At 72.8% G+C, this 18,517-nt stretch carries 18 protein-coding genes; 13 read left to right on the forward strand and 5 right to left on the reverse strand.

Translation table 11 applies throughout. From position 1 onward, the window contains the following. Positions 1–53 precede the first annotated feature (53 nt). Positions 54–1,013: a histone-like nucleoid-structuring protein Lsr2 gene (locus Q0967_RS04355; protein ID WP_298746310.1), complete on the forward strand. Its 960-nt coding sequence runs from the start codon at positions 54–56 to the stop codon at positions 1,011–1,013. Between the two features lie 51 nt (positions 1,014–1,064). On the opposite strand, the gene Q0967_RS04360 is transcribed toward Q0967_RS04355, so the two are convergent. Then, the gene (locus tag Q0967_RS04360) at positions 1,065–1,559 is read right to left on the reverse strand and encodes a hypothetical protein (RefSeq protein WP_298746308.1); all 495 of its coding nucleotides are present in this window, start codon (positions 1,557–1,559) and stop codon (positions 1,065–1,067) included. Positions 1,560–1,663: 104 nt separating this feature from the next. On the opposite strand from Q0967_RS04360, the gene Q0967_RS04365 reads away from it, so the two are divergent. Beyond that, on the forward strand, positions 1,664–2,665 hold the full coding sequence (locus tag Q0967_RS04365) for an SDR family oxidoreductase (protein WP_298746306.1): 1,002 nt from the start codon (positions 1,664–1,666) through the stop codon (positions 2,663–2,665). Here the strand turns inward: Q0967_RS04365 and Q0967_RS04370 are convergent. Continuing rightward, entirely contained in the window at positions 2,655–3,836 is a 1,182-nt protein-coding gene (locus Q0967_RS04370; protein ID WP_298746304.1) for a zinc-dependent alcohol dehydrogenase, read from the reverse strand. The two genes, Q0967_RS04365 and Q0967_RS04370, sit on opposite strands and share 11 nt — an antisense overlap. A 118-nt stretch (positions 3,837–3,954) precedes the next feature. Between Q0967_RS04370 and Q0967_RS04375 the strand changes: the two genes are divergently transcribed. Continuing rightward, positions 3,955–4,437: an SRPBCC family protein gene (locus tag Q0967_RS04375; RefSeq protein ID WP_298746302.1), complete on the forward strand. Its 483-nt coding sequence runs from the start codon at positions 3,955–3,957 to the stop codon at positions 4,435–4,437. 79 nt (positions 4,438–4,516) lie between these two features. Here Q0967_RS04375 and Q0967_RS04380 read toward each other — a convergent pair whose 3' ends face one another. Next, on the reverse strand, positions 4,517–6,661 hold the full coding sequence (locus Q0967_RS04380) for a DUF6351 family protein (protein WP_298746300.1): 2,145 nt from the start codon (positions 6,659–6,661) through the stop codon (positions 4,517–4,519). Between the two features lie 95 nt (positions 6,662–6,756). Next, on the reverse strand, positions 6,757–7,200 hold the full coding sequence (locus Q0967_RS04385) for a TY-Chap domain-containing protein (protein ID WP_298746299.1): 444 nt from the start codon (positions 7,198–7,200) through the stop codon (positions 6,757–6,759). An 83-nt stretch (positions 7,201–7,283) separates the two neighbouring features. Here Q0967_RS04385 and Q0967_RS04390 point away from each other — a divergent pair, with 83 nt between their 5' ends. The 7 genes from Q0967_RS04390 (at position 7,284) to Q0967_RS04420 (ending at position 12,461) form a co-directional block, all read left to right on the forward strand. Next, complete coding sequence (locus tag Q0967_RS04390) at positions 7,284–7,550, forward strand: hypothetical protein (RefSeq protein WP_298746297.1); 267 nt, start codon at positions 7,284–7,286, stop codon at positions 7,548–7,550. Next, positions 7,550–8,908: a hypothetical protein gene (locus Q0967_RS04395; RefSeq protein WP_299449246.1), complete on the forward strand. Its 1,359-nt coding sequence runs from the start codon at positions 7,550–7,552 to the stop codon at positions 8,906–8,908. The genes Q0967_RS04390 and Q0967_RS04395 overlap by 1 nt, the downstream gene beginning before the upstream one ends. After that, the gene (locus Q0967_RS04400; RefSeq protein WP_298746294.1) at positions 8,905–9,282 is read left to right on the forward strand and encodes a hypothetical protein; all 378 of its coding nucleotides are present in this window, start codon (positions 8,905–8,907) and stop codon (positions 9,280–9,282) included. Before Q0967_RS04395 ends, Q0967_RS04400 begins: the two co-directional genes overlap by 4 nt. Beyond that, positions 9,279–9,737, forward strand: coding sequence for a hypothetical protein (locus tag Q0967_RS04405; protein ID WP_298746292.1), 459 nt, complete (start codon positions 9,279–9,281; stop codon positions 9,735–9,737). The genes Q0967_RS04400 and Q0967_RS04405 overlap by 4 nt, the downstream gene beginning before the upstream one ends. After that, positions 9,734–10,450 carry a hypothetical protein gene (locus Q0967_RS04410; RefSeq protein WP_298746288.1) on the forward strand — a complete coding sequence of 239 codons (717 nt, stop codon included), beginning with the start codon at positions 9,734–9,736 and terminating at the stop codon, positions 10,448–10,450. The genes Q0967_RS04405 and Q0967_RS04410 overlap by 4 nt, the downstream gene beginning before the upstream one ends. Before the next feature lie 16 nt (positions 10,451–10,466). After that, the gene (locus tag Q0967_RS04415; protein WP_298746286.1) at positions 10,467–11,201 is read left to right on the forward strand and encodes a phosphatidylcholine/phosphatidylserine synthase; all 735 of its coding nucleotides are present in this window, start codon (positions 10,467–10,469) and stop codon (positions 11,199–11,201) included. Between the two features lie 249 nt (positions 11,202–11,450). Continuing rightward, positions 11,451–12,461 carry a thermonuclease family protein gene (locus Q0967_RS04420; RefSeq protein WP_298746284.1) on the forward strand — a complete coding sequence of 337 codons (1,011 nt, stop codon included), beginning with the start codon at positions 11,451–11,453 and terminating at the stop codon, positions 12,459–12,461. Positions 12,462–12,546: 85 nt separating this feature from the next. On the opposite strand, the gene Q0967_RS04425 is transcribed toward Q0967_RS04420, so the two are convergent. Further along, positions 12,547–13,005 carry an SRPBCC family protein gene (locus Q0967_RS04425; protein WP_298746282.1) on the reverse strand — a complete coding sequence of 153 codons (459 nt, stop codon included), beginning with the start codon at positions 13,003–13,005 and terminating at the stop codon, positions 12,547–12,549. Between the two features lie 131 nt (positions 13,006–13,136). On the opposite strand from Q0967_RS04425, the gene Q0967_RS04430 reads away from it, so the two are divergent. Genes Q0967_RS04430 through betT form a run of 3 tightly spaced genes read left to right on the forward strand, consistent with a single transcriptional unit; the run spans position 13,137 to position 18,503 of the window. Further along, positions 13,137–14,669, forward strand: coding sequence for an aldehyde dehydrogenase family protein (locus Q0967_RS04430; RefSeq protein ID WP_298746280.1), 1,533 nt, complete (start codon positions 13,137–13,139; stop codon positions 14,667–14,669). Beyond that, positions 14,662–16,461 (forward strand): choline dehydrogenase, encoded by a 1,800-nt coding sequence (gene betA / locus Q0967_RS04435; RefSeq protein WP_298746278.1) that lies wholly within the window; start codon positions 14,662–14,664, stop codon positions 16,459–16,461. Before Q0967_RS04430 ends, betA begins: the two co-directional genes overlap by 8 nt. Next, positions 16,455–18,503, forward strand: coding sequence for a choline BCCT transporter BetT (betT, locus tag Q0967_RS04440; protein ID WP_367181609.1), 2,049 nt, complete (start codon positions 16,455–16,457; stop codon positions 18,501–18,503). The genes betA and betT overlap by 7 nt, the downstream gene beginning before the upstream one ends. Positions 18,504–18,517: the final 14 nt, after the last annotated feature.

The raw sequence follows: 18,517 nt of genomic DNA on the forward strand, positions 1-18,517 counted from the left end.
AGGGCCGGTCCAGATGCCGCGCCATGTGGTGCGCGACCGCATACCCTGACCTCGTGCCGGACGACTTCCTCATCGCCCACAACCCCGAGGACGGCTCGCGACTGCCCTACCTGCTGCGCATCCCCCTCGGGCCGGAGGGCGTCGTGCTCAAGGCAAGGGAGACGTGGCCGCGCACCGGAAAGGTCTACTGCCACCGCGCGACCGGATGGCCGAGCGAGCCCGACCTCGTGGAACGCGTGCCGACCCGGTCATGCATCCGGCGCGGCGCCAGCATCGACCTCGTCCTCGACCGGGGCCGGGAGAACCGCTCGCAGTTCGTCCTGACCCGAGCCCGCGGCCGCGAGGCGGTCTTCTGGCAGACCGCGCGCACCGCCAAGCAGGCGCGCCCGGCGGTGAGCCTCCCTACGGCGCGCGGCTCGGGCATCCCCACCCTGGAGATCGTCGTGGACAGCCACGAGCGGTATGCCTGGCCCTTCGACCACCAGCAGGTGATCACCCGCCGCGAGGGTCTGCCTGCGGGCGACTACGCCGTCGAGGTGGCCGGCCGGGTGCTCGCCTCGGTCGAGCGCAAGAGCCTGGTCGACCTCGTCTCTACGCTGACCAGCGGGCGGATGCGCTACCTGCTCGCCGACCTCTCATCACTCCCCACCGCGGCCGTCGTCGTCGAGGACCGTTACTCCGCCGTCTTCAGGCTCGACCACGTCCGCCCCGCGGTCGTCGCCGACGCGCTCGGCGAGTGCCAGGCCCGCTTCCCCACCGTCCCCATCGTCTTCTGCGAGACCCGCGCGCTCGCCCAGGAGTGGACCTACCGCTTCCTCGCCGCCGCGCTCGCCCACGCCGGCGAGGAGACCCACGTCGAGACCGCGGCCACACCGCTCACCTCCGCGCGCGCCGCCAGCCCCGGCGAGGTGCGCGAGTGGGCACGCGAGCACGGGTATGCCGTGTCCGACCGCGGGCGCATCCCGCGCGAGGTCCGCGCGGCGTTCGACGCGCGCCGGGAGGCCACGCGCTGAGTGCGTCGACGGATCGAGGGGGTACCAGTGGGGGACGCGAGGGGTCTTCTGTCAGCCGCTGGGCCACCCGGCGCGGTCCAGGTCGTCTGCCGTCACGTGTGTCGCGAGCGCCAGCGTCTCCTCCGGTGTCAGGTGCAGCGGGTTGGCGGCACGACCGAGCCGGATGAGCTCGCAGCCCGCCAGGACCGGGTCGTCCTTGAGCACCTGCCGGGCGACCGGCTCACGGAGGGACACCGCGGCGTAGCGCACCACCGGCTTGTCGTCGCCGACCGCAGGCTCGACCGCATGCGTGACCCGGCCGAGCTCGACGATGGCGGGCGCCTTCTGGCCGCCGAGGTATCGCACGATGAGATCACCCGGCTCGACCAGGCGGCTCCGGTAGGTGCGCGCCAGGCACCACTGCCGTGGCGTCGGCTCGGCTGGGGCCGACGTCGAGCCGGCGGCCGTGGTCCCGGAGGTCGGTTCCCACGCGGCGCTCGTCGGGGCCACTGTCCCGGCGTTGCCCCGCACGACCCAGCAGCCGACGTCCGCGCGCTCGATGGGCACGTGATCTCCCTCCCCGTCCCCTGACAGGGACCTCGTTCGTCCACGCTAGGAGCAGCCCGCCGACTCAGCAAGCGGCATACCCCGCCGCCTCCTAGCGTGGAGGCATGAGCACCCCCGACATACCCCGCCCCGTCTCGCTCGTCGCGGGAGGCTCCCGCGGCCTGGGGCTCCTGGTCGCCCAGGAGCTGGCCCAGCGCGGCTACGACGTCGCGGTCTGCGCCCGGCACCTCGAGGAGACCCGGCGCGGCGCCAAGATCGCCGAGACCCGGGCACGCGAGCACGCCGGGGCGGACGCCGGCCGCGTCCACGCCTACGAGTGCGATGTCGCCGACCGCGACGCCGTGCAGGACTGGGTGGCGCAGGTCGAGAGCGACCTCGGACCGGCCGAGGTGTGCATCCACGTCGCCGGCATCATCCAGGTCGGCCCGGCCGAGACGATGACCTTCCACCACTTCGACCAGGCCCTGGGCACCATGCTCCTGGGCCCGCTCAACACCCTCTGGTCGGTGCTGCCCGGCATGCGCGAGCGCGGCCACGGCCGGCTGGGCGTGGTCTCCAGCATCGGCGGCGTGGTCGCCCCGCCGCACCTCCTCCCCTACTCCACCGCCAAGTTCGGCGCTACCGGTCTCACCCAGGGCCTCGCCAGCGAGCTGGCCGGCACCGGCGTCACCGCCACGACCATCGTGCCCGGCCTCATGCGCACCGGCTCCCACGAGAACGCCCAGTTCACCGGCGACCGCGCCGCAGAGTACGCCTGGTTCGCCCCCGCCGCCTCACTCCCCCTGCTGTCCATGGACGCCGAGCGCGCGGCGCGCCGCATGGTCGACGGCGTGCTGGCCGGCCGCCCCATGGTCGTCCTCACCCCGCTGGCCAAGATCGGCATGCGGGTGCACGGCCTCATGCCCGCCACCACCGTCCGCGTCATGGGCCTGACCTCCCGGCTGCTGCCCAGCGCCCCCGCAGACCGCGACGCGGCCCGCCCGGTGACCGGACGGACCGCGGCGCAGCAGCTGGGGTCCGGCGTGGTGAGCCGGCTCACCACCCTGGGCAGCCGGGCCGCGCAGCGCTTCAACCAGCGCGGCCCCGGCTCGGCCCCTACGGCGTGAGCACGACCTTGAGGCAGTTGTCCTGCTTGTCGTTGAACGTCTTGTACATCTCCGGCGCCTGCTCCAGCGGCACCCGGTGGGTCGCCAGGTCCTCCAGCCCGAGGACGTCCTCGGCACCGCTGACCAGCTCGTAGAGCTCGTCGGTCCACCGGCGCACGTGGCACTGGCCCATGCGCATCTGCACGCCCTTGTCGAAGAGCTCCATCATCGGCATCGGGTCGGCCATGCCACCGTAGACGCCGCTGATCGAGACCGTGCCCCCACGGCGCACCGCGTCGATGGAGGCGTGCAGCGCCGCCAGGCGGTCCACCCCGGCCGTCTCGATCGCGGCGCGGGCGAGGGGCTTGGGCAGCCGCTTGGCCGCCGACACCGCCGCACCCAGCACAGGGCTGCCGTGCGCCTCCATGCCGACCGCCTCGAGGACGCCGTCAGCGCCCCGGCCGTCGGTGAGGTCGCGGATCGCGCCGCCGACGTCCTTCGTTGAGTCCAGGTCCACGACCTCGGCGCCCCACTGGGCCGCCAGCGCGTTGCGCTCCGGGATCCGGTCGACGCCGATGACCCGCAGGCCACGGTGCCGGGCCGCCCGCACGGCCAGCTGCCCGACCGGGCCGAGACCCATGACGGCGAGGGTGCCGCCCTCCTCGACGTCGGCATACTCGATGCCCTGCCACGCGGTGGGGAGGATGTCGGTGAGGTAGAGCACGCGCTCGTCGGCGAGCTGGGGGTCGACGCGCACCGGGCCGAAGTCGGCGTGCGGCACGCGCACCAGCTCGGCCTGGCCACCCGGCACAGCGCCGTAGAGGTCGGAAAAGCCGAAGAGGCTCGCGCCCTTGCCCTGGTCGACGTTCTGCGTGGTCTCGCACTGGGCGAAGAGGCCGCGCTCGCACATCCAGCACTTCCCGCAGCTGACGTTGAACGGGACGATGACCTTGTCGCCCACCTCGAGGGTGTCGACGGCGCTGCCGACCTGCTCGACGACGCCCATGAACTCGTGCCCGAGGATGTCCCCGGGGTGCAGGTAGGCCGCCAGCACGTTGTAGAGGTGCAGGTCGGAACCGCAGATCGCGGTCGAGGTGACGCGGACGATCGCGTCGGTCGGGTCCTGGAGGACGGGGTCGGGGACCTCCTGGACCGAGACGTCCTGGAGTCCTTGCCATGTGAGTGCTCGCATCCCTCCACGCTAGGAGCGTGGCCGGAGGCTCGCGCGCTGAGGCGACACGGGGTGGAGGCGCTGGGCGTGGTGGGCCCGCCGACCCCGGGTCGGTGCCCCCGTCTGCGACGATCGCGGTATGAGCTCACTCACCCACGCCGAGTCGGTCACCGTCAGCGCCACCCCCGAGGACCTCTACGACCTGGTCTCCGACGTCACCCGGACCGGCGAGTGGAGCCCGATCTGCACCGGCTGCTGGTGGGACGAGGGCGCCACCGGCCAGGTCGGCGACTGGTTCACCGGCCGCAACGAGACCCCGGACCGCACCTGGGAGACCCGCAGCGAGGTGGTCGCCGCGGACCGCGGCCGCGAGTTCGCGTGGCTCGTCGGCGGCGCCTACGTCCGTTGGGGCTTCACCCTCGACCCGGTCGAGGACGGCACCCGGCTCACCGAGTCGTGGGAGTTCCTGCCCGCCGGGCTCGAGATGTTCCGGGAGAAGCACGGCGACCGGGCCGAGCACGAGATCGAGGTCCGCACCCGCGCCGCGCACTCGGGCATCCCGGTGACCCTGGGTCGCATCAAGGCCATCGCCGAGGCCGGTGACGGCCCGGACGGGGCCTGACCACACCCTGAGCCGACCCGGCCGGCCGGGAGCGCCCTGGACGGACGCCGACCCGACCGGCCACGAGACCGCATACCGCTCAGAAGCGCAGCCAGGTCCCGGCCAGCCCCTGCTGCTCGACACCGGGCACCGAGTAGTCGCACACTCCCTCGGCGAAGACCTCGCCCAGGCGCGCCCACTGCTCGTCGCTCATCTCCGGGTAGTCACCGCGCGCCGGCTCGGTCGTCCGGCAGTCGATGACGTCGGCCTTCACCGACTCCCCCGCGACCTCGCGCGGGAAGCTGGCGGAGGGGTAGAGCTGCTCGCACGTGCCCTCGGGGTCCCGGTCCAGCGTCTCGGCGACGAAGGTCGGGTCCTCCTCGCGCGTCTGGCAGCCCTCGACGAGCGCCTCCGGCCGGGCCGCGCCGATCTCCGCCAGCGTGGGCCGCTCGCCCTCGAGATCCAGCCCGCTCAGCCAGGCGTCCATCTGGGTGACGCCGTGCTGCAGCAGCGGGCTGCCGGTGCTGAACAGCCCGTAGCGGTCGTCCTCGAGCAGGCTGACGTGGTTGACGACCGACCCGTTGGCCGCGCGCAGCCGTTCCCGCATGGAGTTGGTGTGGTAGCGCACGTGGATGTCGCCGTTCGGCTGGTCGTCGAAGTAGGCGCGGTAGTCCACGATCGGTGTGCTCGCCAGCCCGCCGCCGCCGTTCGTCAGCCGCCCGGTGCGGTATGCCGCCGCGACCGCGGGGAGGTCGGCCTGGGTCCGCGCGTCCTGGAAGCCGCCGTCCTGGTCGTAGCCACCGACCTGCTCGTTGAGGTCGAGGAACTGGTCGACGGTGATGGTGCCGTCCTGCAGGGCCGCGAGCCCGTACTGGATGCCGCCGTTGTCCAGCGGCCGCAGCGCGAAGCCGGTCTCCGGGTCGGTGCCGTAGATGTTGACCGTGTGGTCGTAGACGTCGCACCGGGCGCCGTCAGGGTTGGTCTCCGGGTCGTAGCGCAGCTCCTCCGGCAGGACCGAGGGGCAGAACACCCGCGGGTCGATGCGCTGCGCGCCACCGGCGACGTTGCTCATGGTGGCCAGCGTCTGGAAGCCGGTGACCTGCCGCTTCTCCTCGTCGGTCCACGCGAGGTCGGTCTGCCCGAAGTAGTGGTCCAGCAGCCGCGCGTCGGTGATGAAGTTCACCGTGCCGAAGCCGACCTCCGGGAAGGAGCAGCCCACGACGATGCCGTCGAAGATCCCCGGGTAGTTGTCGGCCGCCTGGTGCGCCTGGTAGCTGCCGCCCGAGCAGCCGAAGCCGATGGTGAACTCGTCCCGGCCGTAGCGCTGGAGGAACACCTCCTTGGTCATCTGCGCGGTCTCCGAGGTCAGCAGGTCCGAGCAGTTCTGCCCGAAGACGTTGAGGCTCGAGGAGACCAGCGCATACCCCTGCCCGAGCATCCACGCGTCGGTGACCCCGCCGGTGCTGTTGCCCTGGCGGAACCACCCGCCGGCGCACCCGCCGCCGAGGGTGTAGACGACCTTGCCATTCCACCCCTCGCCGCGTTCCACCGGCGACGGCTCGGCCTCGGTCAGCGGGTCGTGCAGCATCGTGTGCTGGAAGATCCCCCGGTTGGCGGTGCCGGTCTCCATCCGCACGATGAAGGGCACCTCGACCCCCTCGGTGGTGGTGGTCGTCGCCAGATCCTCCGGGTATGCCGCCGCGCCCGCCGGCCACGTCTCGTAGGTCTCGTCGGTGGTCCGGTAGAAGTAGTCGACCCGGTCCTCGACGGAGCAGTCGTCGTCGAGCGGTGCGCCCAGGGTGCCGCCGACGACCGGCAGCGTGAAGAGGTCGGTCTCGCAGACGAACGGCTCCTCGTGCGGCCCGGAGAGCAGCGGCCCCTCGTCCGGGTGGTTCACCACGGTGAGCGAGTCCCCGGCGCGTCCCTTCCCCGGGGGCCGGGCGGTGATGACGTTGTCCCCCAGCTCCATCCCCTCGACCACCCCGACGAGCACGCGCCGCTGCGCGTCCCACTCGAAGGCGTCGGTCACGTCGGTGCCGTCGAGGTCGACGCGCACCCGGTGCTGCGGGACGTTCCGGGGCACCGACACCTCGACGAGGGCGTCCCCCGCGGTGACGAGGTCGGGGGCGCTCGAGACGGTGCTCACCTCCAGGCCCGACGGCTTCGGTGAGGGCGGTGCGGCGGCTGCCTGCGTGCCCGTGATGAGAAGTGCAGCCAGGGTGGCCGCGCCGGTCGCCAGCTTCATCGCTGAGTCCTTTCGAAAGCGCTTACACCAGCAACCTAGCAGCGCACCCCCACCCGCGCAGGGGGTCTCAGGTCAAGGTTTGGTCAGCATCGTCCCTACGCGACGCGGTCCCAGCGCCACCGCGCGTCGGGCACCCCGGTCCCCAGGACGCGCAGGGCACCGACGAGCATGTCGGCGCTGCCCGCGGGGTCCTCGACCCGGCCGAGGTAGACGTGGTTCTCCGAGGCGACTCCTCCCGGCTGCTGCTCCGGGTCCGACCAGCCCTGCGTCTGCAGCGCGGTGGTCTGCTCCGGCGTGAGGTCGGCATACGCGGCGGAGACGCTCTCGCAGAGCAGGTCCGCACCCAGGCGCGAGGCCTGCACGTAGCGTCCCGCCGTCGCGGCGGGCCCTGAGCGCGGGCCCAGGCCGAACCAGCGGCGACCTGCCGGCGGGGCCGCCCGGTCGGGCTCGGACAGCACCAGCGACTCCCCGTCGTCGAGCGTGGCGAGCTCGTCGACCAGTCGGGTGCGGACGTCGTCCCAGCGGGTGGAGGCGCTCATGGCGCCAGGGTGCCACGGCTTGGGATCCGTCGCAGCGGCCACTATCCTCGGCGTCGGTCAGGGACGGGAGGGGAGACACGAGCATGGGCGGCTTCGTCGGAGGAGACCCGCAGGAGATGGGCGCGGGCGCGCGGGCGCTGCACCGCACCGGGGGACGCATCCAGGACATCGGGCGCGGGCTCGCGCAGGTGCAGGGCTCCGGCGCCGGGTATGCCGACCTCTCCACCGCCGTCCGCCGGCTCGGGTCGGCGGTCGGCACGGCCGTCGAGGACACCGGCACCCAGACCACCATCGCCGCCGCGCTCGCCGACGCCGCGGCCGAGGACATCGACACCGCCGGGGGCGGCTGATGGTGGCCGGCTTCGGTCCACCCCAGGGCGACCCCGCGCTGCTGGACTCCCTCGCCACGACCCTGGCCACGGTGTCCGGCGACCTGACCACCGAGCAGGGCCACGTCGAGAGCGGGGTCGAGCAGACCCTCGGCACGTGGCGCGCGACCCGCTCCCGCGACTTCGAGGACGTCGGCCGTGGCATCGCCGGCACCCTCGGGGGCGCCTCGGGCGTCGTCGACGCCGCGCAGGAGCAGGTCGGCGGGTATGCCCGCCGGCTGCGCGACGCCATCGAGGACATCGAGGACCTCGAGCGGCGCGCGCAGCAGCAGCTCGACCGCCTGGACGGCGTGGACACCGACGACGAGGGCCACGACACCCTGCAGGGCCAGGTCGACGCCGAGGTCGCCCGGCTGCGCGAGCAGGCCCAGGAGATCCGCGACGAGGTGGAGCGGGACGCCACCGCGACCGCCGCGGCGCTGGACGCCGGCACCGAGATCCTCGTGCCCGGGGCCGCCCGGCTGACCCCGGACCAGGTCGCGCTCCGGGTGCACGGCACCACGGGGGTCTCCGGCACCGGGGCCCCGCTGGCCACCGGCACGCTGAGCACGCAGAGCGCCTGGGAGGCCCTGGAGTCGGTGTCGCAGCCCGCCACGAACGTCGCCGAGACCGCCCTCGACTCCTGGCTCGGCTTCCGGCCCCCGGTCGGCGAGGGCTCGGTGAGCATGACGCTCTTCACCCTCGGGCAGGTCCAGTTCGGCGCCTCGACGGTGGCCAGCTGGATGGCCGACCAGCGCTACTCCCACTTCCGCCCCATCGACGCCGCGGGCCGGGTCGTCTCTCCCCGCATGGGCTTCTGGCAGCGGCTGCGGCACGGGGCCGGCCGCTTCCCGACCGCCCGCGGGCTCAGCCCCTGGCAGCGGGTCCGCGGCTTCGACCCGCGGGGGCACTTCAGCGCCCGGCCGTGGCACGGTGCCCCGGCCTCGGGCTGGAGCACCGCGGGGCGCTGGCTCGGGCGGGGCGGCACCGTCCTCACCGCCGCCACCTCGGGGTGGAACGAGTGGAACGAGAGCGCGAACTACCCCACCGACGAGCGGGTGGGCCGCACCGTCACGGTGTCGGCCGCCACCACCGGTGGCGCCCTCGTGGGCGCCAAGGCGGGCGCCTGGGCGGGCGGTGCCATCGGCACCGCGATCATGCCCGGCGTGGGGACCGTCATCGGGGCCGGCCTGGGTGCGCTCATCGGCGGCTTCGTGGGCTCGCAGGCCGGCGCGTGGGTGGGCGACCAGCTCAAGGACATCGGGGGCGACATCGCCGACGGGGTGGGGGACGCCCTGGACAGTGCCGGGGACTTCATCGACGACATCACTCCCTGGTGACCCCCGTGGTGTCCACCGTGGTGTCCGTCGTCGGCCTGGCCCTGGGGGTCCTGCTGCTCGGGCTCGCCGTCTGGGAGCGGCTGGGCCGCGGCGAGCAGGCGCGCGCCTGGCTGCGCGGGCCGAGCGAGGCCAGCATCCGCGGCTCGCTGTTCGTGCTCCCCGGGCTGGGCCTGCTCAGCCTGCTCGTCGGACTCTCCCCGTGGATCGCCGACGTGCCGGCGCTGGGCTTCCTGGCCCTCGTCCTCGCGCCGCTGGGGCTGTGGCTGGTGTTCGGCTGGGGGGCGCTCGCCCTCCCCTACCCGCGCTGGTCGGTGCCCGCCTGGGCGCGCGGGCCCATCGCGAGGCGGTTCGGCAAGAAGAGGTGGTCGAGGTGAAGGTGACCCACGAGGGGTCGGGAGCGACGTTCGAGGCGCCCGACGGCTGGCAGGTCGAGGACACCGGGCGCCCCGAGGTGCTCGTCGTGCTGGAGCCGGAGCCGGCCGAGGGAGGCGTCCGCGCCAACCTGGTGCTCACCGCCGTGGACACCGGCGGGCGCTCCTTGCGCGACTGGCAGAACGGCACCGAGGCCCTGCTCCCGCGCGAGCTGTCGGACTACCTCGTCCTCGACCTGCACGCCGTCGAGGTCGACGGTCGGCCGGCCGGCAGCCGGTTGGCCCACCACGTCGACGCCGAGGGCCGCGCGCTGGTCATGGAGCAGCGCTTCACCGAGGTCGACGGTCTCGGCGTCACCCTCACCGCCACCGTCGACACCCTGCGCTACCCGCTGGTGGCCGAGGAGCTGTCCTCCTGCTGCGCCAGCCTGCGCGTGCCCCAGGGGACGGTCCGATGACGCTGCGGGTGGAGGGCGACGCGCTGCTCGTGGACACCGGCACGTGGGCACGGCTGGCGGGCGCGGAGCAGGCCGACCCCGAGCTGGCGGGGGTGATGTCCGCCATCCCCGGCGGGGAGCAGGCCCTCGAGGCCGGCCGCGCCCCACGGGTCGTGGTGCAGGTGCAGACGGCCACTCCCGGCGGCGTGTTCACCCACGAGGCGTGGGTGGGCGAGGACGCCCTGGCCGTGCTCCTCGACCTGGGGCTCGGTGAGGACCGCCGGCTGCTCGTCCTGCCGCCGGACCACCTGGCCGCCTCGTTGGCCCGGATGGTCGGACTGGCCCCCCGGTCGCACGCCCCCGCCGACCGCGAGGCCCGGCCGGTCGGCGAGGCCGAGCTGGAGGCGTGGTTCACCCAGGCTGAGGAGGCCCCCACCGGCGCAGGCGCCGAAGAACGTCCCGTGGACGTCGGGCAGGGTGCCGAGTCCCACGGGACGCTGCCTGCCGGACGGGCGGGCGCCAACGAATCGGTCGGCGCGGACCGCGCCTGGCGCCTCGTCGCCGCGGCCGTGGGATCGGACGACACACCCCTCATGCTCGCCGCGGTCGACGGCCGCGACAGCGGCCTGTGGGTCGTCGAGGCCGACCCCGACCTGCGGCTGGTCCCGGTCACCCCCACCGAGGTATGGCGTGAGCTCACCTCGGTGCTGCCTGCGCTTGCCCCGCCGGCCTGACCACTAGGGTCTCGGCATGACGTCGCCTGCCGCCACCGCCCCCGCACGCCTGGCGGCAGCAGCCGTCCACGCGTATACCGCCCTTGGCGTCGTGCTGGCGCTGCTCATGGTCCACTTCTCCTACGCGGGCGAGGTCGAGCTCGTGCTCTGGCTGTTCCTCGCCGCGATGGTCGTGGACGGCACCGACGGCTTCGCGGCCCGACGCTGGCGGGTCAAGGAGCTGGTGCCCGGGTTCGACGGCGCGCTGCTGGACAACATCGTCGACTACATCACCTACGCCTTCGCGCCCATGATCCTGCTGTGGAGCGCCGGACTCCTCCCGGCCGGCTGGCTCGGCGGCGTCGTCGCCTCGATCCCCCTGCTGGCCTCGTGCTTCCAGTTCTGCCGCAGCGACGCCAAGACCGACGACCACTTCTTCCTCGGCTTCCCCAGCTACTGGAACATCGCCGCCTTCTACCTCGTCGTGCTCGGCGCCGGGACCACGGCCACCACGATCACGCTGCTGGCTCTGACGGTGCTGGTCTTCGTCCCGGTCCGCTACGTCTACCCGTCCCGCACCGAGACCGCCTGGTGGCCGACGATGACGCTGACGACGCTGTGGTTCGTCCTGTACGCCGTGGTGCTCGCCCAGTACCCGTCGCCGAGCTGGTGGCTCGTCGCGCTCTCGGGGGCCTACGTCGTCTACTACGCCGCCCTGAGCCTGCACCTCACGGTGACCCGCCGTCGCAGCGCCGAGGTCATCACCGCCTGACGCGTCGGCATTCTTCCTCCTCATGGGTAGGAATCGAGAAAAGCGTGGGGTATGGTCCGTGCAGCACCACGCGCAATGCTTACCATTCTCGCGATCACGGGGATCGACGAGACCGGTATGACGATACTCCCCACGATTTTCGTGGGACCTCTGCGTCGTGCGCACGGGGCTGTGGTTGAAGGGTTCACGACAGGGTCGGGACCGATGTCGTCCTGCCTGCGGAGGAGGGACCTGAGGTGAGGGACGTCCATGCTGCGCAAGCTCGTCATCGGTCTGCTGGCCGTCGTGGGGGTCGTCGTCGGCGGCTTCGTCATGCTGGTCATCGCGGCGATCGCCTTCTTTGGGGTCGAGGACGCCGAGCCTGCCGCCCAGGCAGCACCGGCCGCCACGGGCGAGTCCTCCGTCGACGCCGAGACGCAGGCTGAGCAGGACGCGGCGGCCGAGGAGAAAGCCGCCGCCGAGAAAGCGGCGGAGGACGCTGCCGCTGAGCAGGAAGCCGCAGAGGAGAAAGCAGCGGAGAAAGCCGCAGCCGCAGAGCAGGAGGCGGCCGAGAAAGAAGCCGCGGAGAAAGCAGCGGCCGAGAAAATTGCGGCGGATGCTGCCGCCGAGAAAGCAGCGGCGGACGCTGCCGCCGAGCAGGCAGCCGCGGAGAAGGCCGCTGCCGACACGGAGGCGGCCGAGCGGGCCGCCGCCGACACCCTGACCGTCGTCGCCATCGTGGACGGCGACACCGTCGACGTGTCCAACGGCGCCCGCATCCGGATCGCGGGCATCGACACCCCCGAGCGGGGCGAGTGCGGCTACGACGAGGCGGGCGCGCGGATGATGAAGCTCGCGCGGGACCGCCAGGCCGTGCTCGTCCTCGCGGGCGCCGACAGCATCGACCGCTACGGCCGGCTCATCCGCTACCTCGACGTGGACGGGCGCGACGTGGGCCTGACCCTCATCCAGGAGGGCCTGGCGACGGCGCGGTACGACTCCCGCGACGGCTACGGCTGGCACGACCGGGAGGCGGAGTACGTCGCCGCCGACGCGGCCAGCCCGCAGGCGTTCTCCTGCCCGGCCCAGCCGTCCCCGCAGCCCGCGGCTCCCGCCGCGCCAGCAGCACCGGCCATACCCGCCGGCTCCGGCACCGACCCGCAGTTCGGCACCTGCGCCGAGGCGCTCGCGCACGGCTACGGGTGGTACGTCGTGGGGGTCGACCCGGAGTACCACTGGTACCGCGACGGTGACGGCGACGGGGTCGTCTGCGAGACCTGACCGATCCCACACGCCTGACCACGCAGACCGGCGCCCGCCCCCACAGGATCTGGGACGGGCGCCGGTCGCTGCCGTGGTGGCGGGCTCAGTCGCGGGGGACGTCACCCTCCCAGCCGCCGGTCGGCACCTCGCGCGCCTCGATGAACTCCTTGAAGCGCTTGGCGTCGCCCTTGACCCGGCGGTCGTCGACGCCGACGAGGGCCCCGGCCTTCTCCAGCAGACCCTCGGGGTCCCAGTCCATCTGGATGGTCACCCGGGTCGTCGTGTCGCTCAGCTTGTGGAAGGTGACGACGCCGGCGTGCTTGGTGTCACCCTCGACGGTGGTCCAGGCCACCCGCTCCTCGGGGTGCTGCTCGCTGATCTCGGTGTCGAACTCGCGGGTGGCGCCGCCGACCTCGACGACCCAGTGGTTGCGGGTGTCGGTGACCTGGGTGACCGACTCCACGCCCTCCATGAAGTGGGGGAAGGACTCGAACTGCGTCCACTGGTCGTACGCGACCTTGACGGGGACCTCGACGTCCACGGACTCCGTGACGTTGCTCATGCATACCTCCTGATCGGAAAAGGGGGATCGGACCCACGGAACACCAGATCGGGCGCGGACGCACGGCCAAGCCGCACCCCCCGCCCGGTCGGTATGTCGACGGGGGGCCGGTTTCCTGGTATCTATGGGCGATGAGCCAACTCCTGATCGACGGCACCTGGCGCGACGCCTCGGACGGGGGGACGCGGACGATCCTCTGCCCGGCCGACCAGACCGAGGTCGGAGTGGTCGCCGAGGCGACCGCGGACGACGCCGAGGCGGCCGTCCTGGCCGCCCGTCGCGCCTTCGACGAGGGCGGGTGGCCGCACACCCCGGCACCGGAGCGGGCCGCGCTGCTGCGCCGGGTCGCCGACCGGCTCGCCGCCGACCGCGACGAGGTCGCCCGCCTGGAGTCGCGGGACACCGGCAAGCGCTTCGTCGAGTCCCAGATCGACGTCGACGACATCGAGGCCGTCTTCCGGCACTTCGCCGATCTCGCCGCGAGCGAGGCGGGCCGGGTCGTCGACACCGGTATGCCGGACGTCGCCAGCAAGGTGGTCCACGAGCCGGTCGGGGTCTGCAGCCTCATCACCCCGTGGAACTTCCCGCTGCTGCAGACCAGCTGGAAGGTCGCCCCGGCGCTGGCGGCCGGCAACACCTTCGTCCTCAAGCCCAGCGAGCTGACCCCGCACACCTCGGTCTGGCTCATGCACGCGCTCACCGACGCCGGCCTGCCGGACGGCGTCGCCAACCTCGTCCTCGGCTCCGGCGCCACCGTCGGTCCGACCATGACCACGCACGACGCGGTCGACCTCGTCTCCTTCACCGGCGGCGTCGAGACCGGGCGGACCATCATGGCCGCCGCCGCGGCGACGGTGAAGCGGGTCGCCCTCGAGCTGGGCGGCAAGAACCCCAACGTGGTCTTCGCCGACGCCGACCTCCCGGCCGCCATCGACAACGCGCTCACCGCGATCTTCCTCGACTCCGGCCAGGTCTGCAGCGCCGGGGCCCGGCTCATCGTCGAGGAGTCGGTGCACGACGAGGTCGTCGACACCCTGGTCGAGCGGGCGCGGCGGATCCGCCTCGGCGGACCCTTCGACGAGGACGCGGAGGCCGGGCCGCTCATCAGCGAGGCGCACCGCGACAAGGTCGCCCGCTACGTCGCCGAGGCGGTCGAGGACGGTGCCGTGCTGCGGTGCGGCGGCGGCCCGCCGGACGAGCCGGCCCTGGCCGACGGCTGGTTCTTCTCCCCCACCGTCCTGGACGGCTGCGCGCAGGACATGCGCTGCGTGCACGACGAGTCCTTCGGCCCGGTCCTCACCGTCGAGACGTTCTCCGGGCCGGACCCGGACTCGGCCGAGGACGCCGCGGTGGCCATCGCCAACGACACGATCTACGGGCTCGCCGGGGCGGTGTGGACGCAGAACGCCGGGCGCGCGGAGCGGGTGGCCGGCCGGCTGCGGCACGGGACCATCTGGATCAACGACTACCACCCCTACGTCCCGGGGGCGGAGTGGGGCGGCTACAAGCAGTCCGGCATCGGGCGCGAGCTGGGGCGGGCGGGCCTGGAGGAGTACCGCGAGACCAAGCACATCTGGCACAACACCCGCCCGGCACCGGCCGGCTGGTTCGCCGACCACGCCGGCACCGACCCCAGCACCCCCACGGAGGCCACCGATGCCTGAACGCTACGACTACGTCATCGTCGGCGGCGGCTCCGCCGGGTCCGCCCTGGGCAACCGGCTCAGCAGCGACCCCTCGACGCGGGTCCTCGTCCTCGAGGCGGGACGCAACGACTTCCGCTTCGACCCCTTCATCCACATGCCGGCCGCCCTGCCCTTCCCCATCGGCAGCCGCTTCTACGACTGGAAGTACGAGTCCGACCCCGAGCCCGCGATGGGCGGGCGCCGGATCTACCACGCCCGCGGCAAGGTCCTCGGCGGCTCCAGCTCGATCAACGGGATGATCTTCCAGCGCGGCAACCCTATGGACTTCGAGCGCTGGGCCGCCGAGCCCGGGATGCAGGACTGGGACTACGCCCACTGCCTGCCCTACTTCAAGCGGATGGAGACCGTGCTGCTGGAGGACGGGAGCACCGGTGCCGACGCCTGGCGCGGCGGCTCGGGCCCGCTCGTGCTGGAGCGCGGACCGGCCAGCTCGCCGCTCTTCGGCGCGTTCTTCGAGGCGACCCAGGAGGCGGGCTACCCGCTGACCGACGACGTCAACGGCTACCGCCAGGAGGGCTTCGCCAAGTTCGACCGCAACGTCCACCGCGGCCGCCGGCTGTCGGCCGCCAGGGCCTACCTGCATCCCGTGGAGCACCGGCGGAACCTGCGCATCGAGACGCTCGCGACGGTGACCGGCCTGCGGATGCAGGGGACCCGGTGCACGGGCGTGGACTACGTGCGCGGCGGGCGGCTGCGCCGCAGCGTCGAGGCCGGCGAGGTCATCCTCTGCGGGGGCGCCTTCGCCACCCCGCAGCTGCTGCAGCTGGCCGGGATCGGCGACCCCGAGGTGCTGGGGGCCGCCGGGGTGCAGACGCGGGTCGACCTGCCCGGTGTCGGGTCCAACCTCCAGGACCACCTCGAGGTCTACCTCCAGCACTCCTCCACCCAGCCCGTCTCCATCGCGCCCTGGCTGGCTCACCACCACAAGCCCCGGATCGGCGCCGAGTGGCTCTTCGCGCGCCGCGGGGTCGGCGCCAGCAACCACTTCGAGGCCGGCGGGTTCATCCGCTCCAACGACCAGGTCGAGTGGCCCAACCTCATGTTCCACTTCCTGCCGATCGCCATCCGCTACGACGGCAGCAAGCCTGCCGAGACCGAGCACGGCATCCACGGCTACCAGGTGCACATCGGCCCGATGTATGCCGACACCCGCGGCCACGTGCACATCCGCTCCGCCGACCCGGCGCAGCGCCCCTCGATCCTGTTCAACTACCTCTCGACCGACACCGACCGGCGCGAGTGGGTCGAGGTGGTCCGGGCCGCGCGAGACATCCTCGGCCAGCCCGCGTTCGCGCCGTTCAGCGGTGGTGAGATCTCCCCCGGACCCGAGGTCGAGACCGACGAGGAGATCCTGGAGTGGGTGCGCGGCGACGCCGAGACCGCGCTGCACCCCTCGTGCACGGCCAAGATGGGCGGCGCCGAGGACGGGCAGGCGGTCGTCGACCCCACCTCGATGCGGGTGCACGGCACCGAGGGCCTGTCGGTCGTGGACGCCTCCGTCTTCCCCTTCGTCACCAACGGCAACATCTACGCCCCCGTGATGATGGTCGCCGAGAAGGCCGCCGACCTCATCGCCGGCAACACCCCGCTGCCCGCGTCCGAGGCCCCGTGGTACCGCCACGGCACCGGGCAGCCCCTGTACCCGCCGGGCGACCCGCGCAACGACGCGTGGGACGCGATGCAGGACCCGCCATCGGCCGAGCGGCTCCGACGGGAGGCCGGGTCCACCAGCGAGAGGAACCCGTGTTGAGCGCCACCACCGAGCAGAGCACCCCCACCCCGACCCCGCGCTCCGGACCGCCCGGCTCCCCACCGGTGCGCATGCCCGTCTTCGTCTCCTCGCTCGTCGGCGTCCTCATCTTCGCGATCTGGGCCATCGCCATGCCGGACCGGGCCTACGACATCATCTTCTCCGCCACCGAGTGGGTCGGCGGCGCCTTCGGGTGGTTCTACATCGCCCTCGGCACCGCCATCCTCGTCTTCGTCCTCTACCTCGGGATCTCCCGCTACGGCACCCTGCGCCTCGGCCCGGCGCACTCCCGGCCCGAGTTCTCCACCTTCGCCTGGGCCTCGATGCTCTTCGCCGCCGGCATCGGCACCGACGTCATGTTCTTCTCCGTCGTCGAGCCGGTGAGCCAGTACATCTCCCCGCCGGTCATCGAGGGTGAGACCGTGCAGGCCGCCCGGGAGGCCACGGTGTGGACGCTGTTCCACTACGGCATCACCGGCTGGGGCATGTACGCGCTCATGGGGATGGCGCTGGCCTTCTTCGCCTACCGGCTCAACCTGCCACTGGCCGTCCGCTCGGCCCTGGCCCCGGTCTTCGGCCGGCGCATCGAGGGCCCGATCGGGCACGCCGTCGACACCGCCGCCGTGCTGGGCACCATCTTCGGGGTGGCCACCAGCCTCGGGATCGGCGTGGTCTTCCTCAACTTCGGCCTGGGCGAGCTGTTCGGCATACAGCAGGGCCTGGCCGCCCAGATCGGCCTCGTCGTCCTGGCCATCACCATCGCCGCGGTCTCGGCGACCACCGGCGTCGACAAGGGCATCCGCTTCCTCTCCCAGCTCAACGTCGTCCTCGCCCTGGGCCTCGCGGCCTGGGTCCTGGTCACCGGCCGCACCCAGCTGCTCATCGAGGGCGTGGTGATGAACGTCGGTGACTTCGTCTCGCGCTTCCCCACCATGACGATGGACACCATGGCCTACGACGGGGCCAACGAGTGGATGAACCTGTGGACCCTCTTCTTCTGGGCCTGGTGGGTGGCCTGGGCGTCCTTCGTCGGGCTCTTCCTCGCCCGCATCTCGCGGGGCCGGACCATCCGGCAGTTCGTCGCGGGGACGATGGTCATCCCGTTCGCCTACATCGTCATGTGGGTCTCGATCTTCGGCAACGCGGCACTGACGCGGGTGCGCGGCGGCGACGCCGACTTCGCGGCCGCCGCGCAGGAGTACGACGGCCGGGGCTTCTTCATGCTCCTCCAGGACTACCCGGCCGCCGGGCTGCTCGTGCTCCTCGCGACGGCCGTCGGGCTGCTGTTCTACGTCACCTCCGCCGACTCCGGCGCCCTGGTCATGGGCAACCTGTGCTCCCAGCTGCGGGAGGTCCAGGAGGACTGCGCGCCGTGGCTGCGGATCGTCTGGGCGGCGACCACCGGCCTGCTCACCATCGCGGTGCTCTCGGTCGGCGGCATCTACGCGCTCCAGTACGCCACCGTCATCATGGGGCTGCCCTTCGCGGTCGTCCTCGTGCTCGTCATGTGGGGGCTGTTCACCGCCCTGCGCACCGAGCTGCGCCGGGTCGAGTCCGGCAACGGCACCCACGCCGTCCTGTATGCCGTGGGTGACGGCAAGAGCGACCGGGAGACCTGGAAGGCGCGCGTGGCCCGAGCGACGAACTTCGTCGACACCGAGGACGCCGAGGCATACCTGGAGAGCGTCGTGGACCCGGCGCTCACCGACGTCGCCGAGGAGCTGCGCACCCGCGGCGTCGAGGCGTCCACCGACCGTGGCACCGCCCAGCCGGACGACCAGGACGCCGAGGGTGGCAGGTTCGTCGAGCTGCGGACCTCCGACGACGAGCACCCCTTCGTCTACCGGGTCAAGGTGTCCCTGCACCCCGTCCCGACCTACGGCGGGCGGATGATCGGCAACCGCGACCGCTACGCCCGGCTCGAGGTGCACCTCGCCGACGGCGGGCAGGACTACGACGTCATGGGCTACACCCGTCAGCAGGTCATCCACGACTGCCTGGACGCCTACGAGCGGCACCTGGACTTCCTGCGCAGCGTGTGAGCCGTCGACTGCGG

Origin of the sequence: uncultured Serinicoccus sp., assembly GCF_947500995.1 — a bacterium.
Classification (GTDB): Bacteria; Actinomycetota; Actinomycetes; order Actinomycetales; family Dermatophilaceae; genus Ornithinicoccus.

Bases quoted from the DNA above. Each gene is read 5' to 3' on its own strand.
- Q0967_RS04365 (WP_298746306.1), top strand. From the start codon at position 1,664: ATGAGCACCCCCGACATACCCCGCCCCGTCTCGCTCGTCGCGGGAGGC.
- Q0967_RS04370 (WP_298746304.1), bottom strand. From the start codon at position 3,836: ATGCGAGCACTCACATGGCAAGGACTCCAGGACGTCTCGGTCCAGGAG.
- Q0967_RS04375 (WP_298746302.1), top strand. From the start codon at position 3,955: ATGAGCTCACTCACCCACGCCGAGTCGGTCACCGTCAGCGCCACCCCC.
- Q0967_RS04380 (WP_298746300.1), bottom strand. From the start codon at position 6,661: ATGAAGCTGGCGACCGGCGCGGCCACCCTGGCTGCACTTCTCATCACG.
- Q0967_RS04385 (WP_298746299.1), bottom strand. From the start codon at position 7,200: ATGAGCGCCTCCACCCGCTGGGACGACGTCCGCACCCGACTGGTCGAC.
- Q0967_RS04390 (WP_298746297.1), top strand. From the start codon at position 7,284: ATGGGCGGCTTCGTCGGAGGAGACCCGCAGGAGATGGGCGCGGGCGCG.
- Q0967_RS04395 (WP_299449246.1), top strand. From the start codon at position 7,550: ATGGTGGCCGGCTTCGGTCCACCCCAGGGCGACCCCGCGCTGCTGGAC.
- Q0967_RS04410 (WP_298746288.1), top strand. From the start codon at position 9,734: ATGACGCTGCGGGTGGAGGGCGACGCGCTGCTCGTGGACACCGGCACG.
- Q0967_RS04415 (WP_298746286.1), top strand. From the start codon at position 10,467: ATGACGTCGCCTGCCGCCACCGCCCCCGCACGCCTGGCGGCAGCAGCC.
- Q0967_RS04420 (WP_298746284.1), top strand. From the start codon at position 11,451: ATGCTGCGCAAGCTCGTCATCGGTCTGCTGGCCGTCGTGGGGGTCGTC.
- Q0967_RS04425 (WP_298746282.1), bottom strand. From the start codon at position 13,005: ATGAGCAACGTCACGGAGTCCGTGGACGTCGAGGTCCCCGTCAAGGTC.
- Q0967_RS04430 (WP_298746280.1), top strand. From the start codon at position 13,137: ATGAGCCAACTCCTGATCGACGGCACCTGGCGCGACGCCTCGGACGGG.
- betA (WP_298746278.1), top strand. From the start codon at position 14,662: ATGCCTGAACGCTACGACTACGTCATCGTCGGCGGCGGCTCCGCCGGG.